This is a genomic window from Streptomyces sp. NPDC032745, assembly GCF_055579465.1.
In genome coordinates this window covers 275355-300661 of record NZ_JBVING010000011.1, presented here as the reverse complement: position 1 = coordinate 300661, position 25307 = coordinate 275355, and the positions used below count along the sequence as shown (strand labels likewise).

27 protein-coding genes are annotated in these 25307 nt (G+C 71.3%); 11 read left to right on the top strand and 16 right to left on the bottom strand.

What is annotated here, in order from left to right; genetic code table 11:
* Nucleotides 1–214: hypothetical protein (locus ACZ5WG_RS27770; RefSeq protein ID WP_468726653.1), on the top strand; the 214-nt coding region annotated here is incomplete at its 5' end.
* A 148-nt stretch (nt 215–362) separates the two neighbouring features.
* Here ACZ5WG_RS27770 and ACZ5WG_RS27765 read toward each other — a convergent pair.
* Nucleotides 363–1004, bottom strand: a complete 642-nt coding sequence (locus tag ACZ5WG_RS27765; protein ID WP_468726652.1) for a DNA-3-methyladenine glycosylase — start codon at nt 1002–1004, stop codon at nt 363–365.
* A gap of 111 nt (nt 1005–1115) precedes the next feature.
* Between ACZ5WG_RS27765 and ACZ5WG_RS27760 the strand changes: the two genes are divergently transcribed.
* The 3 genes from ACZ5WG_RS27760 to ACZ5WG_RS27750 all read left to right on the top strand — a co-directional run bounded on the left by ACZ5WG_RS27760 (nt 1116) and on the right by ACZ5WG_RS27750 (nt 3136).
* Nucleotides 1116–1898, top strand: coding sequence for a sporulation protein (locus ACZ5WG_RS27760; protein WP_468726650.1), 783 nt, complete (start codon nt 1116–1118; stop codon nt 1896–1898).
* 51 nt (nt 1899–1949) lie between these two features.
* On the top strand, nt 1950–2483 hold the full coding sequence (locus ACZ5WG_RS27755) for a YbhB/YbcL family Raf kinase inhibitor-like protein (RefSeq protein ID WP_468726649.1): 534 nt from the start codon (nt 1950–1952) through the stop codon (nt 2481–2483).
* A gap of 149 nt (nt 2484–2632) precedes the next feature.
* Nucleotides 2633–3136, top strand: coding sequence for an HNH endonuclease (locus ACZ5WG_RS27750; protein ID WP_266630572.1), 504 nt, complete (start codon nt 2633–2635; stop codon nt 3134–3136).
* 69 nt (nt 3137–3205) lie between these two features.
* Here the strand turns inward: ACZ5WG_RS27750 and ACZ5WG_RS27745 are convergent, their stop codons facing one another.
* The 4 genes from ACZ5WG_RS27745 to ACZ5WG_RS27730 form a co-directional block, all read right to left on the bottom strand.
* Nucleotides 3206–3982: a sulfite exporter TauE/SafE family protein gene (locus tag ACZ5WG_RS27745; protein ID WP_468726647.1), complete on the bottom strand. Its 777-nt coding sequence runs from the start codon at nt 3980–3982 to the stop codon at nt 3206–3208.
* 105 nt (nt 3983–4087) lie between these two features.
* Nucleotides 4088–5080 (bottom strand): SPFH domain-containing protein, encoded by a 993-nt coding sequence (locus ACZ5WG_RS27740; RefSeq protein ID WP_468726646.1) that lies wholly within the window; start codon nt 5078–5080, stop codon nt 4088–4090.
* A 93-nt stretch (nt 5081–5173) separates the two neighbouring features.
* Complete coding sequence (locus ACZ5WG_RS27735; protein WP_468726645.1) at nt 5174–5602, bottom strand: NfeD family protein; 429 nt, start codon at nt 5600–5602, stop codon at nt 5174–5176.
* Nucleotides 5603–5676: 74 nt separating this feature from the next.
* Nucleotides 5677–6477 carry an ABC transporter ATP-binding protein gene (locus ACZ5WG_RS27730; RefSeq protein ID WP_468726643.1) on the bottom strand — a complete coding sequence of 267 codons (801 nt, stop codon included), beginning with the start codon at nt 6475–6477 and terminating at the stop codon, nt 5677–5679.
* Between the two features lie 145 nt (nt 6478–6622).
* Between ACZ5WG_RS27730 and ACZ5WG_RS27725 the strand changes: the two genes are divergently transcribed.
* Nucleotides 6623–7405, top strand: a complete 783-nt coding sequence (locus tag ACZ5WG_RS27725; RefSeq protein WP_468726642.1) for a hypothetical protein — start codon at nt 6623–6625, stop codon at nt 7403–7405.
* A gap of 60 nt (nt 7406–7465) precedes the next feature.
* Here ACZ5WG_RS27725 and ACZ5WG_RS27720 read toward each other — a convergent pair whose 3' ends face one another.
* The 3 genes from ACZ5WG_RS27720 to ACZ5WG_RS27710 form a co-directional block, all read right to left on the bottom strand.
* Entirely contained in the window at nt 7466–7711 is a 246-nt protein-coding gene (locus ACZ5WG_RS27720; protein WP_468726640.1) for a chaplin, read from the bottom strand.
* A 161-nt stretch (nt 7712–7872) separates the two neighbouring features.
* Complete coding sequence (locus ACZ5WG_RS27715) at nt 7873–8514, bottom strand: response regulator (RefSeq protein ID WP_468726638.1); 642 nt, start codon at nt 8512–8514, stop codon at nt 7873–7875.
* Nucleotides 8507–9637 (bottom strand): GAF domain-containing sensor histidine kinase, encoded by a 1131-nt coding sequence (locus ACZ5WG_RS27710; protein ID WP_468726677.1) that lies wholly within the window; start codon nt 9635–9637, stop codon nt 8507–8509. Before ACZ5WG_RS27710 ends, ACZ5WG_RS27715 begins: the two co-directional genes overlap by 8 nt.
* A gap of 489 nt (nt 9638–10126) precedes the next feature.
* Between ACZ5WG_RS27710 and ACZ5WG_RS27705 the strand changes: the two genes are divergently transcribed.
* Nucleotides 10127–10825, top strand: coding sequence for a transglycosylase SLT domain-containing protein (locus ACZ5WG_RS27705; RefSeq protein ID WP_468726637.1), 699 nt, complete (start codon nt 10127–10129; stop codon nt 10823–10825).
* A 101-nt stretch (nt 10826–10926) separates the two neighbouring features.
* On the opposite strand, the gene ACZ5WG_RS27700 is transcribed toward ACZ5WG_RS27705, so the two are convergent.
* Complete coding sequence (locus tag ACZ5WG_RS27700) at nt 10927–13479, bottom strand: ABC transporter ATP-binding protein/permease (protein ID WP_468726635.1); 2553 nt, start codon at nt 13477–13479, stop codon at nt 10927–10929.
* Between the two features lie 284 nt (nt 13480–13763).
* Between ACZ5WG_RS27700 and ACZ5WG_RS27695 the strand changes: the two genes are divergently transcribed.
* Both ACZ5WG_RS27695 and serB read left to right on the top strand, forming a co-directional pair.
* Nucleotides 13764–15332, top strand: coding sequence for a streptophobe family protein (locus ACZ5WG_RS27695; protein ID WP_468726634.1), 1569 nt, complete (start codon nt 13764–13766; stop codon nt 15330–15332).
* A 231-nt stretch (nt 15333–15563) separates the two neighbouring features.
* Nucleotides 15564–16763: a phosphoserine phosphatase SerB gene (gene serB, locus ACZ5WG_RS27690; protein ID WP_468726632.1), complete on the top strand. Its 1200-nt coding sequence runs from the start codon at nt 15564–15566 to the stop codon at nt 16761–16763.
* Between the two features lie 69 nt (nt 16764–16832).
* Here serB and ACZ5WG_RS27685 read toward each other — a convergent pair whose 3' ends face one another.
* The 4 genes from ACZ5WG_RS27685 to ACZ5WG_RS27670 all read right to left on the bottom strand — a co-directional run bounded on the left by ACZ5WG_RS27685 (nt 16833) and on the right by ACZ5WG_RS27670 (nt 19271).
* A complete protein-coding gene (locus ACZ5WG_RS27685) occupies nt 16833–17354 on the bottom strand; it encodes a SixA phosphatase family protein (RefSeq protein WP_468726631.1) in 522 nt (173 codons plus the stop codon).
* Between the two features lie 123 nt (nt 17355–17477).
* Entirely contained in the window at nt 17478–17693 is a 216-nt protein-coding gene (locus ACZ5WG_RS27680) for a hypothetical protein (RefSeq protein ID WP_468726630.1), read from the bottom strand.
* Between the two features lie 151 nt (nt 17694–17844).
* On the bottom strand, nt 17845–17964 hold the full coding sequence (locus ACZ5WG_RS27675; protein ID WP_376202100.1) for an SGM_5486 family transporter-associated protein: 120 nt from the start codon (nt 17962–17964) through the stop codon (nt 17845–17847).
* A 5-nt stretch (nt 17965–17969) separates the two neighbouring features.
* Nucleotides 17970–19271: a CynX/NimT family MFS transporter gene (locus tag ACZ5WG_RS27670; RefSeq protein WP_468726628.1), complete on the bottom strand. Its 1302-nt coding sequence runs from the start codon at nt 19269–19271 to the stop codon at nt 17970–17972.
* A 72-nt stretch (nt 19272–19343) separates the two neighbouring features.
* Between ACZ5WG_RS27670 and ACZ5WG_RS27665 the strand changes: the two genes are divergently transcribed.
* Nucleotides 19344–20015: a FadR/GntR family transcriptional regulator gene (locus ACZ5WG_RS27665; protein ID WP_468726627.1), complete on the top strand. Its 672-nt coding sequence runs from the start codon at nt 19344–19346 to the stop codon at nt 20013–20015.
* Nucleotides 20016–20027: 12 nt separating this feature from the next.
* Here the strand turns inward: ACZ5WG_RS27665 and ACZ5WG_RS27660 are convergent, their stop codons facing one another.
* From ACZ5WG_RS27660 to fabG, 3 genes are all read right to left on the bottom strand, one after another.
* Nucleotides 20028–20459, bottom strand: coding sequence for a hypothetical protein (locus ACZ5WG_RS27660; protein WP_468726625.1), 432 nt, complete (start codon nt 20457–20459; stop codon nt 20028–20030).
* A gap of 212 nt (nt 20460–20671) precedes the next feature.
* Complete coding sequence (gene fabI, locus ACZ5WG_RS27655) at nt 20672–21442, bottom strand: enoyl-ACP reductase FabI (protein ID WP_030300577.1); 771 nt, start codon at nt 21440–21442, stop codon at nt 20672–20674.
* Nucleotides 21443–21447: 5 nt separating this feature from the next.
* Entirely contained in the window at nt 21448–22167 is a 720-nt protein-coding gene (gene fabG / locus ACZ5WG_RS27650) for a 3-oxoacyl-[acyl-carrier-protein] reductase (protein WP_389409099.1), read from the bottom strand.
* A 185-nt stretch (nt 22168–22352) separates the two neighbouring features.
* Here fabG and ACZ5WG_RS27645 point away from each other — a divergent pair, with 185 nt between their 5' ends.
* Complete coding sequence (locus ACZ5WG_RS27645; protein ID WP_468726624.1) at nt 22353–23876, top strand: TldD/PmbA family protein; 1524 nt, start codon at nt 22353–22355, stop codon at nt 23874–23876.
* Nucleotides 23873–25261 (top strand): metallopeptidase TldD-related protein, encoded by a 1389-nt coding sequence (locus ACZ5WG_RS27640; RefSeq protein WP_468726622.1) that lies wholly within the window; start codon nt 23873–23875, stop codon nt 25259–25261. The genes ACZ5WG_RS27645 and ACZ5WG_RS27640 overlap by 4 nt, the downstream gene beginning before the upstream one ends.
* Nucleotides 25262–25307: the final 46 nt, after the last annotated feature.

Sequence of the window (25307 nt, the reverse complement as noted above, 5' to 3'; positions counted from 1 at the left end):
CACGCTGTTGAGTTCTCAAGGAACGGACGCTTCCTTTGTACTCACCCTCAGTAACACTTACTGGGGCTTTCCTCCGGGCTTCGTTCTTCGTTTCCAACTCTACCAGATCATTTCCGTTGTCGTTTCCGAACTTGGATTTGAATTCCGGTGGCCGTTGGGGGCCTTTGCCTTTCGGCGTTCCACCACTTTAGCGCTTATCCCTTGCGACTCATAATCGAGCCAACGGATTCGAATTCGGGCATGCCGAAATCGACCCCGTCAGGGGTACGTCGTAGGTAGTGGGTTGGCCGCTCCGGGGGTCTGCTGATAGCAGTGCCCCGTTCAAGCGGCTCGGGCTACGTTAGGCGTCCGCCAAGGGCGAGTCAAGTTGAGCGGCGGCGTGGCGCGTGGGCGCGATACGGGCTCACCGTCGGGTCGTGGGTGATCCAATAGCGGTAGGGGTGGCCCGCGCCGGCGCCGCCGACCCCCGTGCGGGGACCGTTGCTCACCAGGTCGGGTGAGGTGGCAGTGCCCGTCAGGAGTGCCAGGGGGGATTCCGGACCGGCACAGAGGTCGGCGCCGTCCAGGGAGCGGTCCACCGCCAGGGCCGTGGCCAGCCGAGCCGGGCCTTTGGCCAGTTCCTTGTCGCTTCTGGCTGAAAGTCGACGTTTGCGGGCCAGGTCTGCACCCACGGTGATCTCACCCGCGCGCAGCAGGACCCCGCTCGCGTGGTCCCGTGGGCCGCACACCAGGTTGAGGCTGAACCACATCCCGTAGATGAAGTAGACGTACGCGTGTCCGGGCGGACCGAACATCGATGCGTTGCGCCGGGTGCGGCCCCGGTAGGCGTGGGAGCCCGGGTCGGCTTCGCCCTCGTACGCCTCCACCTCCGTGATGCGGAGCTCGAGGGGGCCTTCGGGTGTACGCCGGACCAGTACACGGCCGAGGAGATCCGGGGCCACCGTGAGGACCGGCCGGTCGAAGAAGGACCGGGCCAGGGGCGTACGGTCGGGGCGCGCGCTCATCCGCTCGAGCGTAGTGGAACGCGCACACCTGCAACCGGGGCCTAAGGTTCCGCGTTTGTCAGTGTGTACTCGTAAGCGGTAGTCGCACGAGCCTTCAAGGGGAGTCAGAGCATGGGGTTCAAGAAGCTGTTCGCGGCGCTGGGTGCCGGCGGTGCTTCGGTGGACACGATCATCACCGAGCCGAACGTGGTGCCGGGCGGGATCGTCCAGGGCGAGGTCCGCATCCAGGGCGGGTCCGTCGAGCAGCAGATCGAGGGCCTGTCCGTCGGCCTGCAGGCGCGGGTCGAGGTGGAGGGCGGCGACCAGGAGTACAAGCAGGACATCGTCTTCACCAAGCAGCGCCTCGGCGGTGCCTTCCAGGTGCAGGCGGGCGCCCTGCACGTGGTGCCGTTCGGGCTGGAGATCCCGTGGGAGACGCCGATCACCCACTTCGGGGGTCAGCACCTGCACGGGATGAACATCGGGGTCAGCACCGAGCTGGAGATCGCGCGTGCGGTGGACGCCGGCGACCTCGACCCGATCAACGTGCACCCGGTGCCGGCGCAGCAGGCGATCCTCGACGCCTTCCGTCAGCTCGGCTTCGGCTTCCGCAGTGCGGACATGGAGCGCGGGCACATCCGCGGGACGCGCCAGACGCTGCCGTTCTACCAGGAGATCGAGTTCCTGCCGCCGTCGCAGTACCGCGGGCTGAACCAGGTCGAGCTGACCTTCGTCTCGGACGGCCGCGAGATGGACGTCGTGCTGGAGATGGACAAGAAGTCCGGGCTGTTCTCCGAGGGCAGTGACACGTACCGCTGCTTCCAGGTGGGTCTGCAGTCGTACCAGGAGACCGACTGGGCTGCTTACCTCAACCAGTGGATCGCGTCCGTGGGTTCGCAGCGCAACTGGTTCTAGGCTCGGGCCCGGTACTGGTTCGGTACCGGTTCGCGATCAGGAGGTTCAGCAGTGGCCGAGCAGAACAGGGCACCCCTTCCGCACGACTTCCACCCTCAGGTGCACGCGTTCTCCGTGGAGAGCGTGGACCTCGAGCCCGGTGCGGACCTTGGCGATGCCCAGGTCCTGAAGGGCGGGAACCTCTCGCCGCATCTGCGGTGGGAGGGGTTCCCGGAGGGGACGAAGAGTTTCGCGGTGACGTGCTTCGACCCGGACGCCCCGACGGGCAGCGGGTTCTGGCACTGGGTGCTCTTCGATCTGCCTGCGTCGGTCACCGAGCTGCCGGCCGGGGCGGGGAGCGGGAAGTTCGAGGGGCTGCCCGCCGGGGCCGTGCACGTACGGAACGACTACGGCACGAGGGACTTCGGCGGGGCTGCTCCGCCGGCCGGGGAACGGCACCGGTACGTGTTCACCGTGTATGCGGTGGACCAGGAGAAGCTGGGCCCCGGGGCTGACGCCACTCCGGCGGCCGTCGGATTCAATCTGCGTTTCCACTCGTTGGGGCGGGCGCAGTTGATCGGTGAGTACGAGGCCCCCGCGAGCTGATCGTTCGCCGTGCGTTTGCCCGGTCCTGGTCTAAAGACGACCAGGACCGGGCATTTTTATTGCGTTGTCCCGCGTGGCGCGCGCGGCCAGAGTGGTTGCGGGCCCTGCCGCCAGGGTGGTTGCGGGCCTGCACACGGGAGGTGGGCGAGATGCGGGACACGCTGGTGCTGAATGCGAGCTTCGAGCCGCTGTCGACGGTGACGCTGAACCGGGCTGTGGTCCTGGTGCTCCAGGACAAGGCCGTCGTCGAGCAGTCGCATCCGGAACTGCGTGTGCGCGGTGCCTCCATGGATCTTCCGCTGCCCCGGGTGATCAGGTTGTGCCGGTACGTACGGGTGCCGTTCCGAAGACATGCCCCCTGGTCACGGAGGGGGGTGCTGGTCCGGGACCAGCACCGGTGCGCGTACTGCGGGAAGCGCGCGACGACCGTGGACCACGTACTGCCCCGCGCCCAGGGCGGTGGGGACACGTGGCTGAACACGGTGGCGTCCTGCGCCGAGGACAATCACCGCAAGGCGGCCCGGACTCCGGAGGAGGCGGGAATGCCGCTCCTCCGGAAGCCCTTCGTACCGTCTCCGGCGGACGCCATGCTGCTGGCCCTGGGGGTGGGGGGCCGCGATGCGCTCCCTGACTGGCTGGAGCGTTCCGCCTAGTCAGGCCGGTCCGGCTGGTCCCGCCGCATGATCGCCGGTGCGCTGGGCGACGTAATTCCGCTACGTCGCTCAGCGCAGCAGCAGCTGGACGATCGCGATGACGCCGACCGTCACGATGACCGCGCGGAGCACGGTCGGCGACAGGCGGCGGCCGACCTTGGCGCCGATCTGGCCGCCGAGGGTGGAACCGACGGCGATCAGCAGCACGGCCGTCCAGTCGAAGTCGGCGACGAAGAGGAAGAAGACGGCCGCGATGCCGTTCACCAGGGCGGCGATGACGTTCTTGACGGCGTTGATGCGCTGCAGGTCCTCGTGGAGCAGCAGGCCCATCAGGCCGATGTAGAGCACGCCTTGCGCGGCGCCGAAGTAGCCCCCGTACATGCTGGAGAGCAGCATTCCGGTGAGCAGGGCGGGGCCGCCGTCGGGGTGTCCGGTGTCTCCTCCGGCGGCTTCCTGGCGCCTGCGCAGGGCCGCGGCGAGCCGGGGCTGGAGGATGACGAGCACGAGGGCGAGTCCGATGAGGACGGGCACGATCGTGTCGAAGGAGTCCGACGGCAGGGTGAGGAGCAGGACGGCGCCCGCGAGTCCCCCGACGAGGGAGACGGCGCCGAGCCGGATGATGCGGCGGCGCTGGCCCTGGAGCTCCTTGCGGTAGCCGATGGCTCCGCTGATGGAACCGGGCACCAGGCCGAGGGTGTTGGACACGTTGGCGGTGACGGGCGGGAGTCCGGTGGCGAGCAGCACCGGGAAGGTGATGAGCGTGCCGGAGCCGACGATGGTGTTGATGGTGCCGGCGCCGATGCCTGCCGCGAACACCGCCACTGATTCCCAGATGGACATGGACATGGACTGGGCCATCCCCTTTGCATGAGTGAGTCGCCTCCCCGCCATGAAGGTCGAGGGGCCTCACTGATCATGCAGGAGGGGATGCCGGTCCGGGGCGGGCGGGGGTCAGTCGATCGGGGGCTGCTCGCGCCGGTCCGTGCCGTTCGCACCGTTGCCGGCACCGTTCCCGTCGACTCCGGCGGACTTGCCGGAGTTCTGCGGGTTGAAGCCGGAACCGCCGCCCATGGGGCCGAAGTTGCCCATGGCTCCCGAGAGGCCCTTGAGCGCGTCTCCGATCTCGCTGGGCACGATCCAGAGCTTGTTGGCGTCGCCTTCGGCGATCTTCGGGAGCATCTGGAGGTACTGGTAGGCGAGGAGCTTCTGGTCGGCGTCGCCGGCGTGGATGGACTCGAAGACCGTACGGATGGCCTGCGCCTCGCCCTCGGCGCGCAGGGCCGCGGCCTTGGCCTCACCCTCGGCGCGCAGGATGGAGGACTGCTTCTCACCCTCGGCGCGCAGGATCTCGGACTGCCGGACGCCTTCGGCCTGGAGGATCGCGGCGCGCTTGTCCCGGTCGGCGCGCATCTGCTTCTCCATCGAGTCCTGGATGGAGGTCGGCGGCTCGATCGCCTTGAGCTCGACGCGGTTGACGCGGATGCCCCACTTGCCGGTGGCCTCGTCGAGGACTCCGCGCAGGGCCGCGTTGATCTCCTCGCGGGAGGTCAGGGTCCGCTCGAGGTCCATGCCGCCGATGATGTTGCGCAGGGTGGTGACGGTGAGCTGCTCGATGGCCTGGATGTAGCTGGCGACCTCGTACGTCGCGGCGCGGGCGTCGGTCACCTGGTAGTAGATGACCGTGTCGATGTTGACGACCAGGTTGTCCTGGGTGATGACCGGCTGCGGCGGGAACGGCACGACCTGCTCGCGCAGGTCGATGCGGTTGCGGATCGAGTCGATGAACGGGACGACGATGTTGAGGCCCGCGTTGAGGGTGCGCGTGTAGCGGCCGAAGCGTTCGACGATGGCGGCGCTGGCCTGCGGGATCACCTGGATCGTCTTGACCAGTGCGATGAAGACCAGAACCACCAGAATGATCAGGACGATGATGATCGGTTGCATGCGGTTCCCCGTGCCCTTCCGGCTGTCTGTGCTGCCCCGTTGGGCGAGTCTCGCAGACCTCGCCGCCGCGGGTCGGCTCCTTGGCTCACAAGCTCACATCACGACCGCGGTGGCTCCGTCGATCTCCACGACGTCCACCTGCTGGCCCGGTTCGAAGCTGCTGTCCGCGTCGAGGGTGCGGGCGGACCAGATCTCGCCGGCGAGTTTGATCCGGCCTCCGCTGCCGTCGACGCGTTCGAGGACGAGCGCGCTTCTGCCCTTCAATGCGTCGATTCCGGTGCGGTGTTGGGGCCGCTGCTCGCGGTGGTGGTTGGCGATCGAGCGGACGACGGCGATGAGTGCCACCGACACGACGACGAAGACCAGGACTTGGGCGACGACTCCCCCGCCGAACGCCGCCGTGACGGCGGCCGCGACCGCGCCGACGGCGAACATGCCGAACTCCGGCATCGCCGTCAGGACGAGCGGGATGCCCAGTCCGACCGCGCCGATGAGCCACCACAGCCACGCGTCGATGTTCACATGGTCATGGTAGGTCGGGCGGGCGCGGTCGGGACAGGGTGCGACGGCGCCCGTACCGGCGGTGCCCGCCGCTACTAGCGCAGCGGAAGGCCCTGGGCGGTCCAGCGGTCGTGGTCGTTGCGCTCGACGACGAGCGGGAGGCCGAAGCAGAGCGAGAGGTTGCGGGAGGTCAGCTCGAGGTCGATCGGGCCCGCGGTGACGACCTTGCCCTGGCGGATCATCAGGACGTGGGTGAAGCCGGGGGCGATCTCCTCGACGTGGTGCGTGACCATCGCCATGGACGGCGCGAGCGGGTCGCGGGCGAGGCGGCCCAGGCGGCGTACGAGGTCCTCGCGGCCGCCGAGGTCCAGGCCGGCGGCGGGCTCGTCGAGGAGGAGCAGCTCGGGGTCGGTCATCAGGGCGCGGGCGATCAGGGTGCGCTTGCGCTCGCCCTCGGAGAGGGTGCCGAACTTCCGGTCGAGGTACTCGGTCATGCCGAGGCGGTCGAGGAAGGCGCGGGCGCGCTGCTCGTCGATCTCCTCGTACTCTTCCTGCCAGGTCGCCGTCATGCCGTAGGCAGCGGTGAGGACGGTCTCCAGGACGGTCTGGCGCTTGGGGAGCTTGTCGGCGAGCGCGATGCCGGCGACGCCGATGCGCGGGCGCAGCTCGAAGACGTCGCTGCCGGGCTTGCCGAGGGTGCTGCCGAGGATGGTGGCGGAGCCCTTGGTGGGGAAGAGGTAGCTGGAGGCGAGGTTCAGCAGCGTGGTCTTGCCGGCGCCGTTGGGGCCGAGGATCACCCAGCGCTCGCCCTCCTTCACCGACCAGGAGACCTGGTCCACCAGAGCCCGGCCCTCGCGGACCACGGATACGTCCACCAGCTCCAGAACATCGCTCATGAGCGTGTTGTCTCCCCTTGCAGTCTCGGTTTCGTCTGTGCACCGGTAGGCGCAGCCCCAGGGGAAAACCTACGCCACTCGGCGAGGGGTCCGGGCGCCAGGTGGGCCGCGGGCCCGGATCCGGGGTGATCCGTAAAGTGGGGGAATGCTTTTCGAACCACGTTCAGGGCGGTTGGCCGCCTGGGGGAACGCACTGCTGGCCGGACTGGTCTCGCCCGACGAGGCCGTGTTGTCGATCGTGGGCGAGGACGCCGTGCACCGGGTGGAGGGGCTGCCCGGCGAGTCGGGTCCGGTGGGCCTCACGCTGGCGCTCGGGCGGATGCGAGCGCTGGGGGTGACCGGGCTGCGGGTGGCGCTGCCGGCGCCGGGGCATCCGCTGGGGCTGAGCGGGCCTGCGGAGTTCAATGCGCGGGCGCTGGATGCCGAGGAGGCGGTGGTCGCGGTGGGCACGGCGCTGGGTCTGGTGCCGGAGGTGGCCGAGGCCGGGCCGGAGGGGGACGTGCACGTCTCGGTGACCTGGCACTGCCTGCCGGTACGGGAGGCCCCGCCGGCGGACGTGCCGTCGCTCGGTGAGGCGGAGCGGGAGCTGGCGGAGGCGCTGCGCGAGGCGACGGTGGTGCTGACCCGGCTGGACGTGGCGGGGTCGGGGCCGGTGGCGGAGGCCGCGCTGTCGGCGTACCGGGCGCGGGCGGAGGCCGGGCGGGAGGTGCTGGCGCCGGGGTATCCGGCGCGGGCGGTGCGGGTGCTGTCGCTGGCGCAGCGGGTGGATCTGCTGGTGTCGCTGGCGTACGAGCACGGGCCGGGCGGTGCGGTGGCCGCCTCGGAGATGGCGGCGAGGGCGGAGGCGCTGCGTCCGGTGGAGCGGGTGGCCCGGCGGGCGCTGGTCGCGGCGTACAACTCGGCGGTGGAGGAGCGCGAGCGGGGCTGAACGCACCGCGGCCCCGCTTCCCGGGGAGAGGTGGGGGAAGCGGGGCCGGTGGAGGGGGCGTCAGGCGTTCACGCCGGTGTTGCCGAAGGCGCCGTTCAGCAGGCCGATCACCGTGACGGTGTTGCCGACCACGTTCACCGGGACGTTGACGGGGGCCTGGATGAGGTTTCCGGAGACGACGCCGGGCGATCCCGCGGCCTCGCCCTCCGCCGACGCACCGCCGTGCGCCGAGGAGACGCCGGCGGCCGCGGCAAGGAGGCCGCCCGCGATCATGGTGACGGCAGTGGCCTTCTTGATGTTCTTCACGTTCTTCGTCCTCCGTTACGTCTGCCGCGGCCAGCCGCCGCGGCACGTCATGAAGAACGGTCATCCGATGAACGGGATACGCCATGTGGGCGACATACACCCGACCGTATGAATCCGGGATCGGAGCTGGACGGTCCGTTTCTGGCCCGCTCCGGCCGGGTTCAGTCGGTGATCCCGTGCCTGACCGCCCACAACGCCGCCTGGGTGCGGTCCGCGAGGTCCAGCTTCATCAGGATGTTCGAGACGTGCGTCTTGACCGTCTTCTCGGACAGCACCAGCGCGCGGGCGATCTCCCGGTTGGAGCGGCCGTCCGCGATCAGGGACAGGACCTCCCGCTCCCGCTCGGTCAGGGAGCCGCCCCGGCTCGACGACGGCTGTCCGTCCTGGGAGAGCAGGGCCTGCGCCACCTCCGGCTGGAGCAGCACGTGCCCGGCGTGGACGGAGCGGATCGCTCCGGCCAGGGCGTCGGGGTCGATGTCCTTGTAGACGTATCCCGCGGCGCCGCCGCGCAGGGCCGGCACGACCGTCCGCTGCTCGGTGAAGCTGGTGACGATCAGCACCCGCGCCGGGTTGGCCAGCGCACGCAGCCTGCGCAGGGCCTCGATGCCGTCGGTGCCCGGCATCTTGACGTCCATGAGGATCACGTCGGGCCGCAGCTCCTCGGCGCGGGCCACGCCCTCCTCGCCGTCGGCGGCCTCCCCGACCACCTCGATGTCGTCCTGGACCTCCAGGAACGTGCGCAGGCCGCGGCGGACCACCTGGTGGTCGTCCACGAGCAGAACGCGGATGGGTGTGTCAGCCACCGGGGACCTCCATCTCGATCGTGGTGCCCGTACCGGGCTCCGAGTGCACGGTGAGGCGGCCGCCGACACCGCTCGCCCGGTCCCGCATGGAGACCAGGCCGAGGTGGCGCCCGGCCGCGCGGATCGAGGAGGGGGAGAAGCCGCTTCCGTTGTCCGTGACGGTCAGGACGGCTCCGGCGTCCCGGCGGGCGAGGGTGACCTCGACGCGGTCGCCGCCCGAGTGCCGCAGGGCGTTGTGGAGGGCCTCCTGGGCGACGCGGAGCAGTGCCTCCTCCTGGGTCGCCGGGAGGGCCCGTACTCCGTCACAGGTGAAGGTGACGTGCGCGGTGTGGGCGCGGTCGAGTACGTGCGCCTGGTCCCGGAGGGTGGCGACGAGGCCGTCCTCGTCGAGGGCGGCCGGGCGCAGCTCGGTCACGGCGGCGCGCAGCTCGTCGGCGGCCTCCGCGGCGAGGACGGCGACCTGCTGGAGCTCGCCCTTGGCACGGGCCGGGTCGCGGTCCACGAGGGCGGCGGCGGCCTGGGCGGTCAGGCGGAGCGAGAAGAGCTTCTGGGCCACGGCGTCGTGCAGCTCGTGGGCGAGGCGTGAGCGCTCCTCGGCGATGGTGAGCTCGCGGCTGCGCTCGTAGAGCCGGGCGTTGGTGAGGGCGATCGCCGCGTGCTGGGCGAGGAGGGCGAGGAGCTCCTCGTCCTCCTCGGTGAAGCCGCCGGGTCTGCGTTTGTTGGCGAGGAAGAGGGCGGCGAGGGTCTCCTCGCCGTCGCGGACGGGCTGTCCGAGGAAGTCGGACATCTCGGGGTGGGCGGCGGGCCAGCCCTCGAAGCGGGGGTCCTTGCGTACGTCGGCCAGCCGCTCGGGGCCGTCCTGGTGGAGCATCGCGGCGAGGATGCCGTGCTGGCGGGGCAGCGGGCCGATCCGGCGCCACTGCTCCTCGGTGATGCCGTCGACGACGAACTGGGCGAAGCCGCCGTGGTCGTCCGGGACGCCCAGGGCCGCGTACTCGGCGTCGAGCAGCTCGCGGGCCGAGACGACGATCGTGCGCAGCACGTCGCGGACCTCCAGCCGGCGGCTCATGGCGAGCAGCGCGGTACTCACGGCGGCGAGGCCGCCGCGGGGTCCGCCGAACACGGGACTACCGGTCATGGGCTCACCGTACTAGTGGCTCTGACCTGCAGGATCGGGCTCGAGCCCTAGGGCCGGGGGCGGTGTCTCCTCCTCCTTCGGGAGGGGGTCGCGGGGGTCTTGTCTGCCTTGGGGATGAGGGCCGGCGGGGGTTTGTGGTCCTCAGGTCGGAGAATTCCGTTACAGAATGCATTGCTCTAGCAACGCATGGTGAGACCGTTACGTGGCCGATGTGAGCCCGCGCATAGGACCCACGTCACTTACGAAGGTGCCTAGTGGACGCGTAAAGACGGTGTCAGCACTGCTGCGCCTAGCGCATAGCCCGAAATTTCGGGCCAGTCGGCGCCCCCTGATCCACTAAGCGGGATCGTACGTCACACCTTTGCCACAAGATTTTGCCGCCGCTAAGAATTGCTCCCGTCGCACAGCACCACCGGATCCCGGATCCGAACGGTGCTTTCCTGCGGCTCCCGCTATTCGAAGAGGTTGCTACGCATGTCCAAGACCAGCACCCCCGGCCAGATTCGTCGTCTGACGAAGGCGCACAAGATGTCCTTCGCCGCCGTTGCCACCATCGGCGCCGCCGCCGTGGCCGCCACCCTCGTCCCCGCCGGCACCGCCGACGCCGGTACGACCGTGGCCGCCGCCCCCGTGGCGTGGACCCAGGCTGTCGAGGGTGTCCAGGCCAAGACCGTGCAGCACCTCTCCGCGCAGTCCAAGCTGGCCACGGACGCCGCGAAGCTCGAGGCCGCGGTGAAGGCCAAGGCCGCCGCCGCGAAGGCGAAGGCCGACGCCGACGCCGCAGCCAAGGCGAAGAAGGACCGCGAGGCGAAGGCGGCCGCCAGCCGCTCCACCGTCCGCAAGCCGGTCTACGCGAACAACCTTGACGGCTGGATCAAGGAGTCGCTGGCGATCATGAAGGCGCACAAGATTCCGGGCACGTACAACGGCCTGTACAAGAACATCATGCGCGAGTCGAGCGGCAACCCGCGGGCGATCAACAACTGGGACATCAACGCCCAGAACGGTATCCCCTCGAAGGGTCTGCTCCAGGTCATCAAGCCGACCTTCCTCGCGTACCACGTCCCCGGCACCCCGCTGGACCAGTACCACCCGGTCGCCAACATCGTCGCCGCGGCCAACTACGCCGCCGACCGTTACGGCTCGATCGACAACGTCAACAGCGCCTACTGAGGGCCACTGGCGTAGCAACCCCCATGCGCCTCAGGGCGGCACCCGGTATCCGGGTGCCGCCCTGAGGCGTTTGTGGCGGGGCCTGCGCGCAGCGGTGCCGGCTAGTTGCGCATGACCTCGGGCTCGTGGCGGCGCAGCAGCTTCTGCACGGCGAATCCGCAGGCGACGCCGATGAGCAGCAGGATCGTGATGTTCACGCCCCACTGGGCGACCGAGTGCTCCCACAGCGGGTCGGTGTTGGTCGGGTTCTGCTGGTCCCACGGCGGCATGAGCTTGCCGAGGTCGAGCGTGGTGCCCGCGGCGGCGACCGCCCAGCGCGACGGCATCAGCCAGGCGAACTGCTCCAGGCCCGGCGAGTCGTACACCTGGAAGAGGATGCCGGTGAAGACGACCTGGACGATCGCGAACATGACCAGCAGCGGCATGGTCTTCTCGGCGGTCTTCACCAGCGAGGAGATCACGAGGCCGAACATCATCGACGTGAAGCCGAGCGCGGTGACCGACAGGCAGAGCTCGACGGCCGGCGGCATGAGCAGGCCCTCGGTGGGCAGGTCGCGCGGGGCGAAGCCGATGGCGCAGATGACCGCGCCCTGGATGGCCGTGATGAAGCCGAGGACGATCACCTTCGACATGAGGTACGCCGACCGGGACAGGCCGGTGGCGCGCTCGCGCTCGTAGATGACCCGTTCCTTGATCAGCTCACGGACCGAGTTCGCGGCGCCCGAGAAGCACATGCCGACGCAGAGGATCAGCATGATCGTGCCGGCGTCGCCGTTGAACCGGGACGGCGGCTTCGGCGGCGCGAGGCCGAAGGTCGCGGGGATGACCGTCGAGACCACGCCGAGGACCGCGGGCAGGATCAGCATGAGGGCCATGAAGCCCTTGTCGGACGCGATCACCGAGACGTAGCGGCGGATCAGGGTCCACAGCTGGTCGCCCCAGCCCTGCGCCTTCGGCGGCATCATCTGCTGCATCGGCGGCATCGCGACCTGCTGCGGGGCGACCGAGTCGAGGTCGGCGGCGTACAGCTGGTAGTGCTGCGAGCCCTTCCAGCGGCCGGCCCAGTCGTAGTCGCGGTAGTTCTCGAAGGCCGAGAAGACGTCCGCCCACGTGGTGTAGCCGAAGAAGTTCAGCGCCTCGTCCGGCGGGCCGAAGTACGCGACCGAACCGCCCGGGGCCATGACCAGCAGCTTGTCGCACAGCGACAGCTCGGCCACGGAGTGGGTGACGACCAGGACCGTGCGGCCGTCGTCGGCGAGGCCGCGCAGCAGCTGCATGACGTCGCGGTCCATGCCCGGGTCGAGGCCGGAGGTGGGCTCGTCCAGGAAGATCAGCGAGGGCTTGGTGAGCAGCTCGAGCGCCACGGACACGCGCTTGCGCTGACCGCCCGAGAGCGCGGTGATCTTCTTGTCCTTGTGGATGTCGAGCTTGAGCTCGCGCAGGACCTCGTTGATGCGCGCGGCGCGCTCGGACTCGGCGGTGTCGCCGGGGAAACGGAGCTTGGCCGCGTACTTGAGGGCCGTGCTGACCTTCAGCTCCTTGTGCAGGATGTCGTCCTGCGGGACCAGGCCGATGCGCTGGCGGAGCTCCGCGAACTGCTTGTACAGGTTGCGGTTGTCGTAGAGGACGTCGCCCTCGTTGGCGGGCCGGTAGCCGGTCAGCGCCTTGAGCAGCGTCGACTTTCCGGAGCCGGAGGGCCCGATGACGCCGATGAGCGACTTCTCCGGGACGCCGAAGGTGACGTCCTTGAGGATCTGCTTGCCGCCGTCGACCGTCACCGTCAGGTGGCGGGCCGAGAAGGAGACGTCACCGGTGTCGACGAACTCCTCGAGCCGGTCGCCGACGATCCGGAACGTCGAGTGGCCGACGCCGACGATGTCGTTCGGACCGAGCAGCGCGGTGCCGGACTTGGGCAGCGGCTGGCCGTTGACGTAGGTGCCGTTGTGGCTGCCGAGGTCGTGGATCTCGAAGCGGCCGTTCGCCGAGCGGAACTCGGCGTGGTGGCGCGAGACCTGGAGGTCCGAGACGACCAGCTCGTTCTCCAGCGCACGGCCGATCCGCATGACGCGGCCGACGGCGATCTGGTGGAACGTCGTCGGGCTGCGGTCACCGCCGTACGCGGGAGCGGCGCCCTGTGCCGGCACACCGGCGCCGCCGCCCTGCTGCTGCGGGAAGTGCGGCTGCTGCGGCTGCTGGTGGGCGGCGGCTTGCTGCGGCTGCTGCTGCCAGGCCTGCTGCTGCGGCTGAGCCTGGGCAGGGGCCTGGTACGCCGGGGCGGCCTGCTGGGCCGGGGCCTGGTAGGCGGGCGCCGGGGCCTGGTAGGCCGGGGCCGCCTGCTGCGGTACGGCCTGCTGCGGCGCGGCGGCGGCGCTCAGATTCAGCCGCGGGCCGTCGGTCGCGTTGCCCAGGTGGACCGGCGTGCCGGGCACGAGCTCGGTCTGCTGGACCCGCGCGCCGCGCACGTAGGTGCCGTTGGTGCTGCCGTGGTCCTCGATGCCCCAACCCCGGCCGTTCCAGGCGATGGTGGCGTGCCGCCACGACACCCGGGCGTCGTCGATCACCACGTCTCCCTGGGGGTCGCGCCCCAGCGAGTACGACCTGGACGGATCGAGCGTCCAGGTCCTTCCATTCAATTCCAGTACGAGTTCCGGCACTCCAGCCCCACTTAGGTCCCCCGAGAATCCCCCTGGCGTCAGGGAGTCCGACGGCAGGGAGTCTAGGGATGGCGAACATCCGGGGGAACTATTTCAGGCCTGGGGCCACATGTGGAATCGGGGCCTTCCCGGGGCGTCTACGCCTGCCCGTTGACGGGGTCGAAAGTCACCCGGAGAGTGAGATACGGGACTTCTCGCCCTGGCCGGACCCGTCCTGCTCGGCACGCACACCCGCCACACCCGCCACACCCACCGCACACGCTCGGCACGCATCGGGGGCACGCATGCGCCGCATTCGCTGGGGAGACGTGGTCCTGTCGGGCATCGCCGCCACCGGCTGGGCCCTCGTCGTGATGGCCGGGGCCGCCGCGCTGGGGCTCCACCTGCTGGGCGCCGACGCCGCGGGAGGATCGCTCGGGGCGATGACGGCCGCCGTGGTGGTCCTCGCGATCGGCGGCACGGTGACCGCGTCGGGGGACGTGTCGGTCCTCGGAGTCACCGCGCCGGGTGCGCAGACCTCACTGGACGTCATGCCGCTCGGGGTGGGGCTGGCCGGGGCGCTGGTCCTGGCCGGGATCTTCCTGCGCTCGGTGCGGACCGGGGCGGGGCCGGGGGAACTCGCCGCCCGGGCGGCCTCGGTGGCGGTGCTGCTCGTGGCCGCGGCGGGCGGGCTGGCCCGGGCCGGGCACGACCTGGTCACCCTGGACGGGCCGCGACTTCCGAGGACCCCGCAGAAGGTGGTGGTCCCCGGGATCGGGGACATCGGCGGCTTGCTCCCGGACCGCATCGGCGACCTGATCGACACCGAGGCCCGGGTGGGGTTCTCGGTGGAGTTCGGGCCGACGCTGCTGGGCGCGGCGGTGTGGGCGCTGGCCGTACTGGCGGTGGCGCTGCTGGCTTCGCGGCGCGGCCCGGCGGCGCTCGCGCGGCTGCGGCCCGCGGTGTCGGCGCTGGTGGTGGCGCTGCTGGTGGCGGTGGCGGCCGGGCTGGCGGCGGCGGTGTGGGCGGCGCTGGGGGACGACCATCCGCGGCGGGTGCTGGGCGCCGCCCTGCTGGGGGCGCCGAACGGGGCCTGGACGGGGATGCTGCTGGGGTTGTCCGTACCGTTCGAGGGGCGGGCCACGGGCACGCTGGGCCGGCTGCTGCCGGATCCGCTGGACGATCTGCTGGGGGTGTCGGCGCGCGTGCCGGTGACGGTGGCCCGGCTCGCGGAGTACGACGGGCGGGTCTGGCTGCTGGTCGCGGGGGTGGGGTTGCTGCTGCTCTGCGCCGGAGTGCTGGCCGCCGTACGGACCCCGGGGCGCGGGATCCTGGGGTGCGCGGTGCGGCTGTCGGCCGTGACCGGGGTGGTGCTGGCGGGGCTGGTGTGGCTGACGGGGGTGTCGGTTGGGGTTCCCCCCGGCGGAGCTGGGGGAGCCTCGCTATCGGTGCTCGGCATCGACGCGGTGGACGCCGGGGTGGAGCTGCGGGGCGACGTGCCGTACGCGCTGCTGCTCGGGGCGGTCTGGGGTGCGGCGGCGGGCGGGGCGGGGGCGCTGCTGGCCCGGCGCCGCCGCCCGCCGCGGCCGGTCCCGGCGGCGCCGGGGGCTGCGCCCGATGCGCCGACGGCCCCGTACCGGCCCCCGCCGGGGCGCCCGTACCCGTACCCGAACCCCGGGCCGAACCCGAACCCCGGGCCGAACCCGTACCCCGACCCGTACCCCGACCCGTACGCCGAGCCCGACGGCTCCTGGGACGTCACGATCACGCGGCTGCCCCGGAGGCCCTCCGGGCGCCCGGCTCCGCCCCACCGCCCTCCGTTCACCCCGCCCCCGCCGCCTCCCCCACCGCCGCCGCTCGGGCCGCCGGGCTGAACCGCCGGGCTGAACCGTCGGGAAGGGGGCAAGGGGTATCAAATCGAACACGGACGGCCACCCGTCCGCCCCGAGGGCCCCTGACACCTCCCCGTCGGCCCCCGTTCACCCCGTCGCCGTCCCCCGGGCGCCTGCATCGGGCAGCGGCGGGGGGCGCTCCGCCGGAGAATGGTTCCGGCAGGTGGGACGGGGGTCCAAGCACGAAGGGCGGGAAGATACGGTGAGGGCACCATGAGCGCTTCGCAGACCTCCGACGTCCCCACCCTCCTCGTCAAGATCTTCGGCAAGGACCGTCCCGGGATCACCGCCGGGCTGTTCGACACCCTCGCCGCCTACTCCGTCGACGTCGTCGACATCGAGCAGGTCGTCACCCGTGGCCGCATCGTGCTGTGCGCCCTCGTCACCCAGCCCGTCGGCGGCACCGAGGGCGAGCTGCGGGCCACCGTCCACAGCTGGGCCGAGTCGCTCAAGATGCAGGCCGAGATCCTCTCCGGTACCGGTGACAACCGGCCGCGCGGCAGCGGCCGTTCCCACGTCACCGTGCTCGGGCACCCGCTGACCGCCGAGTCCACCGCCGCCATCGCCTCCCGGATCACCGCGACCGGCGGCAACATCGACCGTATCTTCCGGCTCGCCAAGTACCCCGTGACGGCCGTCGAGTTCGCCGTGTCCGGTTGCGAGACCGAGCCGCTGCGCACGGCCCTGGCCACCGCCGCCGCGCACATCGGCGTCGACGTGGCCGTGGTCTCGGCCGGCCTGCACCGCCGGGCCCAGCGCCTGGTCGTCATGGACGTGGACTCGACCCTGATCCAGGACGAGGTCATCGAGCTGTTCGCCGCGCACGCCGGCTGCGAGGCCGAGGTCGCCGAGGTGACCGAGCGGGCCATGCGCGGTGAGCTGGACTTCGAGCAGTCGCTGCACGCCCGCGTGAAGCTGCTGGCCGGGCTGGACGCCTCCGTCGTGGACAAGGTCCGCTCCGAGGTGCGGCTCACGCCGGGCGCCCGGACCCTGATCCGCACCCTCAAGCAGCTCGGCTACCAGGTCGGCGTGGTCTCGGGCGGGTTCACCCAGGTGACGGACGATCTGCAGGAGCGGCTGGGGCTGGACTTCGCCTCGGCCAACACCCTCGAGATCGTCGACGGGAAGCTGACCGGCCGGGTCACCGGCGAGATCGTGGACCGGGCGGGCAAGGCCCGGCTGCTGCGCCGCTTCGCCGCGGAGGCCGGCGTACCGCTGGCCCAGACGGTGGCCATCGGCGACGGCGCCAACGACCTGGACATGCTGAACGCGGCCGGGCTGGGCGTGGCCTTCAACGCCAAGCCGGTGGTCCGCGAGGCCGCGCACACGGCGGTGAACGTGCCGTTCCTGGACGCGGTGCTGTACCTGCTCGGGGTCACCCGTGAAGAGGTCGAGGCCGCCGGCCTGACCTGAGCCACTCGCGTACGAGGACGGGCCCCGTAGCGGATCGATCCGCGCCGGGGCCCGTCCTCGTAGCCGTGCTCAGTGGTCCTTGGGGGTCCAGTAGTCCAGCAGCGTGCCCACCCCGTGCTCCACTGACTTCCAGGAGCCGGTGAAGGAGACGACGGCGAACGCAGCGGTCGGGAACCCGGTACGGGTCATCCGGGCCAGGGTGTCGCCCTCCGCGCGCCCGGCGAGGGCGTCGGCGAGGGCGTGCATGCCGGGGTTGTGGCCGATGACGAGGAGGTCCTTGACCTCGTCGGACGTCTCGTTCAGCAGGGCGATGAGCTCGCCCAGCGAGGCGTCGTACAGCCGTTCCTCGTACGAGGTCCGCGGCCGGTGCGGCATTTCCTGGACGGCGAGCTTCCAGGTCTCACGGGTGCGGGCGGCGGTGGAGCAGAGGGCCAGGTCGAAGGCGATGCCGGTCTCGGCCAGCTTCAGCCCTGCGGCCGGTGCGTCCTTGCGGCCTCGCTCCGCCAGCGGGCGCTCGTGGTCGGACACCTGAGGCCAGTCGGCCTTGGCATGCCGGAGGAGGACGATCCTGCGGGGTGTGTCGGCGCTCATGGCTCCCAGCTTCGCATGGATCGGGCCATGGGGCGCAGGGTGTTGAGGGGCTGCGCCGCGGGCGCGGGTGGCTCCCGGCGCACGCCGGCGCGGGCGCCCGGCGGGCGGTCGGGGCGTACCCGCTCAGCCGACGGCGCGCAGGAGCTGTTCGGTGAGGTGGAGGAGCGCAGAGACCTCGCCGGATGCGGCATGGGCCTCGGCGGAGCCGGCGAGGAGCAGCAGCAGGAGGCCGAAGGCGAGCGCGGGCAGGGCCAGCGCCCACCAGTGCAGCCGGGTGCTCGCGCCGTGGACTCGGGGACCGGGGCCGGGGAGGTGCGGGGGAATCGTGGGGGCCGACATGGGCCGCCTCCGTGGGTGCGCGGGGTGGGACTGGCTCGCTCTCTTCGAATCTATGGATCCGAAGGCGCGGGGCCCATCCGGGGCACACCCCACTCGACCCTGAACCTGTCCCCCTAAGGGTTGGTGGGGTTAACCCCACCAACGGCCCCCGTCAGGGGGAGACCACGGACGCGATGACGGAGATGATCACGGTCACGACGAGCATGGCGCCGAGCACCATGCCGAGCTTCTTGTGGCTGTTCTGCGGGTTCGGTTCGAGTACGGGCGACATGCCGCTCAGTCTCGCATGCCGCATTCGTCCTCGATCGTGCGGTCCCGGCCGGCCAGGACGCCCAGCGCGACCTGCGGGATCAGCAGGCCCGCCATGAGGGTGAGGGGCAGGTCCCAGCCGCCGCTGTGCTGGTAGAGGGCGCCGATGAGGAGCGGTCCGGGGATGGAGATGAGGTAGCCGACGCTCTGGGCGAAGGCGGACAGCTTGACGACGCCGGCCGGGGACTTGGCGCGCAGCCCGATGAGGGTGATGACGAGCGGGAAGGCGCAGTTGGAGACGCCGAGCAGCAGCGCCCAGGCCCAGGCGCCGGCGGCGGGGGCGAAGTGGAGGCCGCTGTATCCGACGAGGCCGAAGACGCCGAGGACGGCGGCGATGGCCCCCTGGTTCTTCATCCGGCCGGCCAGGTTGGGGATGACGAACGCGAGCGGGACGCCCATGACCATGGTGACGGCGAGCAGGACGCCGGCGGTGGAGGCGGAGACCCCGGCGTCGCGGAAGATCTGCGGGAGCCAGCCCATGGTGATGTACGCGCCGGTGGCCTGGAGCCCGAAGTAGCAGGCCAGGGCCCAGGCGGTGCGGCTGCGGACGATCTTCGGGCCCGCGTCCGCCCGTACGTGCCCGGCCGGCTCCGAGGCGGCGGCCCGCTTCTCCCGCCGGGCGGCCGCCGCGACGGGCAGCCAGGGCACCACCGCGACCACCGCGAGCACGGCCCAGACCAGCAGGCCCGTACGCCAGCTGCCGCCGAGGGCGGCGGTCATCGGGACGGTCGCGGCGGCGGCGAGCGAGGTGCCGAGGGCCAGGGCCATGGAGTACAGGCCGGTCATGGTGCCGACGCGGTCCGGGAACCAGCGCTTGACGATGACGGGGAGCAGCACGTTGGTCAGGGCTATGCCCGCCAGGGACAGGGCGCTGGCGGCGAGGAAGCCGGCGGCGTTGTGGGTGAAGGGGCGGATCAGCAGGCCGGCCGCGACGGCGGCCATGCCGGCGCAGACGACTGCGGCCGGGCCGAAGCGGCGGGAGAGCCGGGGCGCGGTGACGCCGAAGACGGCGAAGCAGAGGGCAGGGACGGAGGTGATCAGTCCGGCGACGGTGCCGCTCATGCCGAGGCCCGTGCGGACCTCCTCGAAGAGGGCTCCGAGGCTGGTGATGGCGGGCCGCAGGTTGAGGGCGGCCAGCACGATGCCGACGATGAGGACCGGGCCGAGCCAGGTGGGCTGAGGGCTCGCGGGAATGGCGGGACGGGCCTGTGCGGGTACCGTGCGCGCGGCCTGGGGCCGGTCGATGGTCTGGGTTTCTTCGTCGGGCATTACACCATCATAGAATCATGGGATGATTGGTTGTCACCCCCCGGACCGGACCCCCGAGAGGACCCCGCCCGCATGCCGCTGACCTCGCCCCGGCGATCTGCGCTGGTCGACCAGGTGATCGCCCAGCTCAGGAACCAGATCACGTCCGGCGAATGGCCCGTCGGATCCCGCATCCCCACCGAGCCGGAGCTGGTGGAGCTGCTGGGCGTCGCCCGCAACACCGTCCGGGAGGCCGTCCGGGCCCTCGCGCACAACGGGCTGCTGGACATCCGGCAGGGCTCGGGTACGTACGTCATCGCCACCAGCGAGCTCGCCGGAGTGATGCACCGCCGCTTCGCGGGCGCCGACCCGCGGCACATCGCGGAGCTGCGCTCGACCCTGGAGTCCTCCGCGGCCCGGCTGGCGGCGGAGCGGCGGACCGAGCGGGACCTCGTACAGCTGGACGCGCTGCTGGCGCGGCGCGAGGCGGCCTGGGCGAGCGGGGAGGCGGAGCGGTTCGTGGCGGCGGACGTGGCGCTGCACATGGCGGTGGTGGCGGCCTCGCACAACGAGGTGCTCATCGAGCTGTACGCGGACCTCGGCGACCTGGTGGCGGACTGGCTGCGCACGGACGTCGGCACGGAGCTGGATCCCGCGTCGCACCTGGACCACGCCCGGCTGATCGAGGCGATCCGGCTCGGCGACGGGGACGCGGCGGCGTCGGAGGCGGCGGGCTACCCGTTCGTGTGCCTCGGCCGGAAGTAGCCCCGCCCGGGGTCACGACCGCTGGTGGGTGACCCAGGCCGAGCGGACTTCCTTCCAGCAGCGGCTGGCGAGCTCGACCCGGCCGGCCGGTCCGACGGCCACGGCGGCGCTGTCCGCGTCCAGGTCCCACCAGCGGTCGCATTCCACGTGCAGGCGGACGAGGTCGGTCTCCGGATAGCCGTTGTGGCAGCTCGCCCTCACCTGCGAGCCCTCGATCAGGGTGTCGCAGTCGGCGCCGAACAGCTCCGGGGCGGCGGGCGGCTCGGGCCGTACGGGGGGCTCTGCGGGGATCTCGTCGAGGTTCACGACGGCGGGGGCCGCCGCCTCGGGCCCGAGGGCCGGTTCTCCCCCGTCGGGCTGCGCGAAGGCTCCCGGGACCAGGAGTCCCGTCAGGACCACCGAGGTGACCAGCAGCGATACCGCTCGGCTCCGCCTCCCGCGCACGGCCCTGCCTCCTCCCCGCCGGAGCCGAGAAGATCCCGGCCAGGTCAGTTTGCAGGCATCTGTCCCGGTTTTCGACTCGGGAAGATCCGGCCGGAGGGCGAAAATCTGATCGAGCGCCCGGCCGTCCCCGCCCTCACCGGCACGTACGGCGACGGCCGCGCCTCCCGGAAGGGAGACGCGGCCGCCGCCGTACGGACGTACGAGTGCCTGGCTCAGGCACCCATCGCGTGCAGGCCGCCGTCCACGTGGACGATCTCGCCGGTGGTCTTCGGGAACCAGTCCGACAGCAGGGCGACGATGGCCTTGCCCGTCGGCTCCGGGTCGCTCATGTCCCACTCCAGCATCGAGCGGGAGTTCCAGACGTCCGCCAGGTCCGAGAAGCCCGGGATGGACTTCGCGGCCATCGAGCCGAGCGGACCGGCCGAGACCAGGTTGCAGCGGATGTTCTCCTTGCCCAGGTCGCGGGCGAGGTAGCGGCTGGTGGCCTCCAGCGCGGCCTTGGCCGGGCCCATCCAGTCGTACTGCGGCCAGGCGAACTGCGCGTCGAAGGTGAGGCCGACGACGGCCGCGCCCTCCGCCGGGAACAGCGGCTTGCACGCCATGGTCAGCGACTTCAGCGAGAACGCCGAGACGTGCATGGCGGTCGCGACCGACTCGAACGGGGTGTTGAGGAAGTTGCCGCCGAGGGCGTCCTGCGGGGCGAAGCCGATGGAGTGCAGGACACCGTCGAGGCCGCCGAGCTCGTCGCGGACGAGGCCCTCCAGGCGGGCCAGGTGCTCGTCGTTGGTGACGTCGAGCTCGATCACCTTGACCGGCTTGGGCAGCTTCTTGGCGATGCGCTCGGTCAGCGTCGGGCGCGGCCACGCGGTGAGGATGACCTCGGCGCCCTGCTCCTGGGCCAGCCTGGCGGCGTGGAAGGCGATGGACGACTCCATCAGCACCCCGGTGATGAGGATGCGCTTGCCGTCGAGAATTCCGCTCATGGTGATCAGTGACCCATGCCCAATCCGCCGTCAACGGGAATGACGGCTCCTGTGATGTACGCGGCGTCGTCGGACGCCAGGAAGCTCACGGCTGCCGCGATCTCCTCGGGCTGCGCGTAGCGGCCCAGGGGCACCTGGCCCACGATGCCCGCGCGCTGCTCGTCGGTGAGCACCTTCGTCATGTCGGTGTCCACGAAACCGGGGGCCACGACGTTGAAGGTGATGTTGCGGGAGCCGAGCTCACGGGCGAGCGAGCGGGCGAACCCGACCAGCGCGGCCTTGGAGGCGGCGTAGTTGGCCTGTCCGGCCGAGCCCAGCAGCCCGACGACCGAGGAGATCAGGACGACGCGGCCCTTCTTGGCACGCAGCATGCCACGGTTCGCGCGCTTGACCACCCGGAAGGTGCCGGTGAGGTTGGTGTCGACGACGGAGGCGAAGTCCTCCTCGGACATGCGCATCAGCAGCGTGTCCTTGGTGATGCCCGCGTTGGCCACCAGCACCTCGACCGCGCCGTGCGCGTCCTCGATCTGCTTGTAGGCCTGCTCCACCTGCTCGGAGTCGGTGATGTCGCAACGGACCGCCAGGACGCCGAGCGAGGTGAGCTCCTGCGGCGGCTCACCCGACCGGTACGTGATCGCGACCTTGTCGCCGGCCTGCGCGAAGGCTCGGGCGATGGCGAGGCCGATGCCCCGGTTTCCTCCGGTGACGAGAACCGAGCGGCTCAACGGATCACCCTTTCGACTAGCGGTCTGATTACCAAAAACCTATAGGCCCGGCCCCCCATGCGGAGAATCGATCTCCCACAGGGCCTCGCTACGGGCTCTGTCGAGTCCCTACAGAAAGATGTAGGCACAAGCGCCCCGAGCGCGACATGATCGAGGCGACCGGCCCCGACTCCGGGAGGACTTCCGTGCCCCATTCCATCGACGCGGCCTTCACCGCGCTGCCCCTGCGGGCGCTCGCCGACGCGGCGCTCGCCCGGGCCCGCGCGCTGGGCTGCGACCATGCCGACTTCCGGCTCGAGCGGATCCGCAGCGCCTCCTGGCGGCTGCGGGACGCAAAGCCCTCCGGCGGCTCCGACACCACCGACCTCGGGTACGCGGTCCGCGTGGTGCACGGCGGCAGCTGGGGGTTCGCCTCCGGTGTGGACCTGACCATGGACGGCGCCGCCAAGGTGGCCTCGCAGGCCGTGGCCATGGCGAAGCTGTCCGCCCAGGTCATCAAGGCCGCCGGCTCCGAGGAGCGGGTCGAGCTCGCCGACGAGCCGGTGCACGCCGACAAGACGTGGATCTCCGCGTACGACGTGAACCCGTTCGAGGTGCCGGACTCCGAGAAGGCGGCCCTGCTCGCCGACTGGAGCTCCCGGCTGCTGGCCGCCGACGGGGTGGCACACGTAGACGCCTCGCTGCTCGCCGTGCACGAGAACAAGTTCTACGCCGACACCGCCGGCACCATGACCACGCAGCAGCGCGTGCGGATCCACCCGCAGCTCACCGCGGTCGCCGTGGACGCCGGCACCGGCGAGTTCGACTCGATGCGCACCATCGCCCCGCCGGCCGGGCGCGGCTGGGAGTACCTGACCGGCACCGGCTGGGACTGGGACGCCGAGCTGGAGCAGATCCCCGTACTGCTCGCCGAGAAGATGCGGGCGCCGAGCGTCGAGGCCGGGCGCTACGACCTGGTCGTGGACCCGTCCAACCTGTGGCTCACCATCCACGAGTCCATCGGCCACGCCACCGAGCTCGACCGGGCGCTGGGCTACGAGGCGGCGTACGCGGGGACCTCCTTCGCCACCTTCGACCAGCTGGGCAAGCTCAAGTACGGCTCCTCCATCATGAACGTGACCGGTGACCGCACCGCCGAGCACGGCCTCGCCACCGTCGGTTTCGACGACGAGGGCGTCCAGGCCCAGAGCTGGGACCTGGTCAAGGACGGCACCCTGGTCGGCTACCAGCTGGACCGGCGGATCGCGAAGCTCACCGACCTGGGCCGCTCCAACGGCTGCGCCTTCGCCGACTCCCCCGGGCACGTGCCCGTCCAGCGCATGGCGAACGTCTCGCTCCGGCCGGATCCGGGCGGGCTGTCCACCGAGGACCTGATCGGCGGGGTGGAGCGCGGCATCTACGTCGTCGGCGACCGCTCCTGGTCGATCGACATGCAGCGCTACAACTTCCAGTTCACCGGGCAGCGGTTCTTCCGGATCGAGAACGGCAAGCTGGCCGGGCAGCTGCGCGACGTCGCCTACCAGGCCACGACCACCGAATTCTGGGGCTCGATGGAGAAGGTCGGCGGGCCGCAGACGTACGTGCTGGGCGGCGCCTTCAACTGCGGCAAGGCCCAGCCGGGCCAGGTCGCGGCGGTCTCGCACGGCTGCCCGTCCGCGCTGTTCCGCGACGTGAACATCTTGAACACCACGCAGGAGGCGGGCCGATGAGCCGTACGAGTCCCCACGAGATCGTCGAGCGCGCGCTGGAGCTGTCCACCGCCGACGGCTGTGTCGTCATCGCCGACGAGGAGTCGACGGCCAACCTGCGCTGGGCGGGCAACGCGCTCACCACCAACGGCGTCACCCGCGGCCGGACCCTGACGGTCATCGCCACGGTCGACGGCAAGGAGGGCACGGCCTCGGGGGTCGTCTCGCGCTCCGCCGTGACCACCGCGGACCTGGAGCCGCTGGTCCGGGCCGCCGAGGCCGCCGCACGGGGCGCGAGCCCGGCGGAGGACGCCCAGCCGCTGGTCACCGGCACCCCGTCCTCGCCGGACTTCACCGACGCCCCGGCCGAGACCTCCTCGGCGGTGTTCGCGGACTTCGCCCCGGCCCTCGGCGAGGCCTTCGCCCGGGCCCGCGCGGGCGGCCGGGAGCTGTACGGCTTCGCCAACCACGAGCTGGTCTCCACGTACGTCGGCACCTCGACCGGGCTGCGGCTGCGCCACGACCAGCCGAACGGCACCCTGGAGCTCAACGCGAAGTCCCCCGACCGGCAGCGCTCGGCCTGGGCCGGCCGCTCCACCCGGGACTTCAAGGACGTGGACCCGACCGTGCTGGACGCGGAGCTGGCCGTACGCCTGGGCTGGGCCGAGCGGAAGATCGACCTGCCCGCCGGCCGGTACGAGACCCTGCTGCCGCCGACGGCCGTGGCCGACCTGCTGATCTACCAGATGTGGTCCGCGGCGGCCCGGGACGCGGTGGAGGGCCGGACGGTCTTCTCCAAGCCCGGCGGCGGCACCCGGCTCGGCGAGAAGCTGTCCGAGCTGCCGCTGACCCTGCGCAGCGACCCGAACGCGCCGGGCCTGGAGTCCGCGCCGTTCGTGATCGCGCACAGCTCGGGCGACGACGCCTCGGTCTTCGACAACGGGCTGCCGGTCCCGGCGACCGAGTGGATCCGGGACGGCCGGCTGGCCCGGCTGACCACGACCCGGCACAGCGCGGCGATGACCGGGATGCCGGTCTCGCCCGGCTTCGGGAACCTGATCCTGGACGGCGGCGGCGACAAGTCGCTGGAGGAGATGGTGGCCGCCACCGAGCGGGGCCTGCTGCTGACCTGCCTCTGGTACATCCGCGAGGTCGACCCGGCGACGCTGCTGCTCACGGGCCTGACCCGGGACGGCGTCTACCTGGTGGAGAACGGCCAGGTCGTCGGCGAGGTGAACAACTTCCGGTTCAACGAATCGCCGGTGGACCTGCTGTCGCGGGCCTCGGAGGCGGGCCGGACCGAGAAGACCCTGCCGCGCGAGTGGAGCGACTGGTTCACCCGGGCCGCGATGCCCGCGCTGCGGATCCCGGATTTCAACATGAGCTCGGTCAGCAAGGGCGTCTGATCCACCTAGACTGAATCCTTGGGCGTGACGCAATTCCATTCGAAGG

Excerpts from the sequence above, each read along its gene's own strand:
- ACZ5WG_RS27745 (WP_468726647.1), bottom strand. The coding sequence starts at position 3,982 with ATGTCCATGTCCATCTGGGAATCAGTGGCGGTGTTCGCGGCAGGCATC.
- ACZ5WG_RS27665 (WP_468726627.1), top strand. The coding sequence starts at position 19,344 with ATGCCGCTGACCTCGCCCCGGCGATCTGCGCTGGTCGACCAGGTGATC.
- ACZ5WG_RS27680 (WP_468726630.1), bottom strand. The coding sequence starts at position 17,693 with ATGTCGGCCCCCACGATTCCCCCGCACCTCCCCGGCCCCGGTCCCCGA.
- ACZ5WG_RS27695 (WP_468726634.1), top strand. The coding sequence starts at position 13,764 with ATGCGCCGCATTCGCTGGGGAGACGTGGTCCTGTCGGGCATCGCCGCC.
- ACZ5WG_RS27730 (WP_468726643.1), bottom strand. The coding sequence starts at position 6,477 with ATGAGCGATGTTCTGGAGCTGGTGGACGTATCCGTGGTCCGCGAGGGC.
- ACZ5WG_RS27675 (WP_376202100.1), bottom strand. The coding sequence starts at position 17,964 with ATGTCGCCCGTACTCGAACCGAACCCGCAGAACAGCCACAAGAAGCTC.
- fabI (WP_030300577.1), bottom strand. The coding sequence starts at position 21,442 with ATGAGCGGAATTCTCGACGGCAAGCGCATCCTCATCACCGGGGTGCTG.
- ACZ5WG_RS27765 (WP_468726652.1), bottom strand. The coding sequence starts at position 1,004 with ATGAGCGCGCGCCCCGACCGTACGCCCCTGGCCCGGTCCTTCTTCGAC.
- ACZ5WG_RS27670 (WP_468726628.1), bottom strand. The coding sequence starts at position 19,271 with ATGCCCGACGAAGAAACCCAGACCATCGACCGGCCCCAGGCCGCGCGC.
- serB (WP_468726632.1), top strand. The coding sequence starts at position 15,564 with ATGAGCGCTTCGCAGACCTCCGACGTCCCCACCCTCCTCGTCAAGATC.
- ACZ5WG_RS27705 (WP_468726637.1), top strand. The coding sequence starts at position 10,127 with ATGTCCAAGACCAGCACCCCCGGCCAGATTCGTCGTCTGACGAAGGCG.
- ACZ5WG_RS27725 (WP_468726642.1), top strand. The coding sequence starts at position 6,623 with ATGCTTTTCGAACCACGTTCAGGGCGGTTGGCCGCCTGGGGGAACGCA.
- ACZ5WG_RS27640 (WP_468726622.1), top strand. The coding sequence starts at position 23,873 with ATGAGCCGTACGAGTCCCCACGAGATCGTCGAGCGCGCGCTGGAGCTG.
- ACZ5WG_RS27740 (WP_468726646.1), bottom strand. The coding sequence starts at position 5,080 with ATGCAACCGATCATCATCGTCCTGATCATTCTGGTGGTTCTGGTCTTC.
- ACZ5WG_RS27760 (WP_468726650.1), top strand. The coding sequence starts at position 1,116 with ATGGGGTTCAAGAAGCTGTTCGCGGCGCTGGGTGCCGGCGGTGCTTCG.
- ACZ5WG_RS27685 (WP_468726631.1), bottom strand. The coding sequence starts at position 17,354 with ATGAGCGCCGACACACCCCGCAGGATCGTCCTCCTCCGGCATGCCAAG.
- ACZ5WG_RS27750 (WP_266630572.1), top strand. The coding sequence starts at position 2,633 with ATGCGGGACACGCTGGTGCTGAATGCGAGCTTCGAGCCGCTGTCGACG.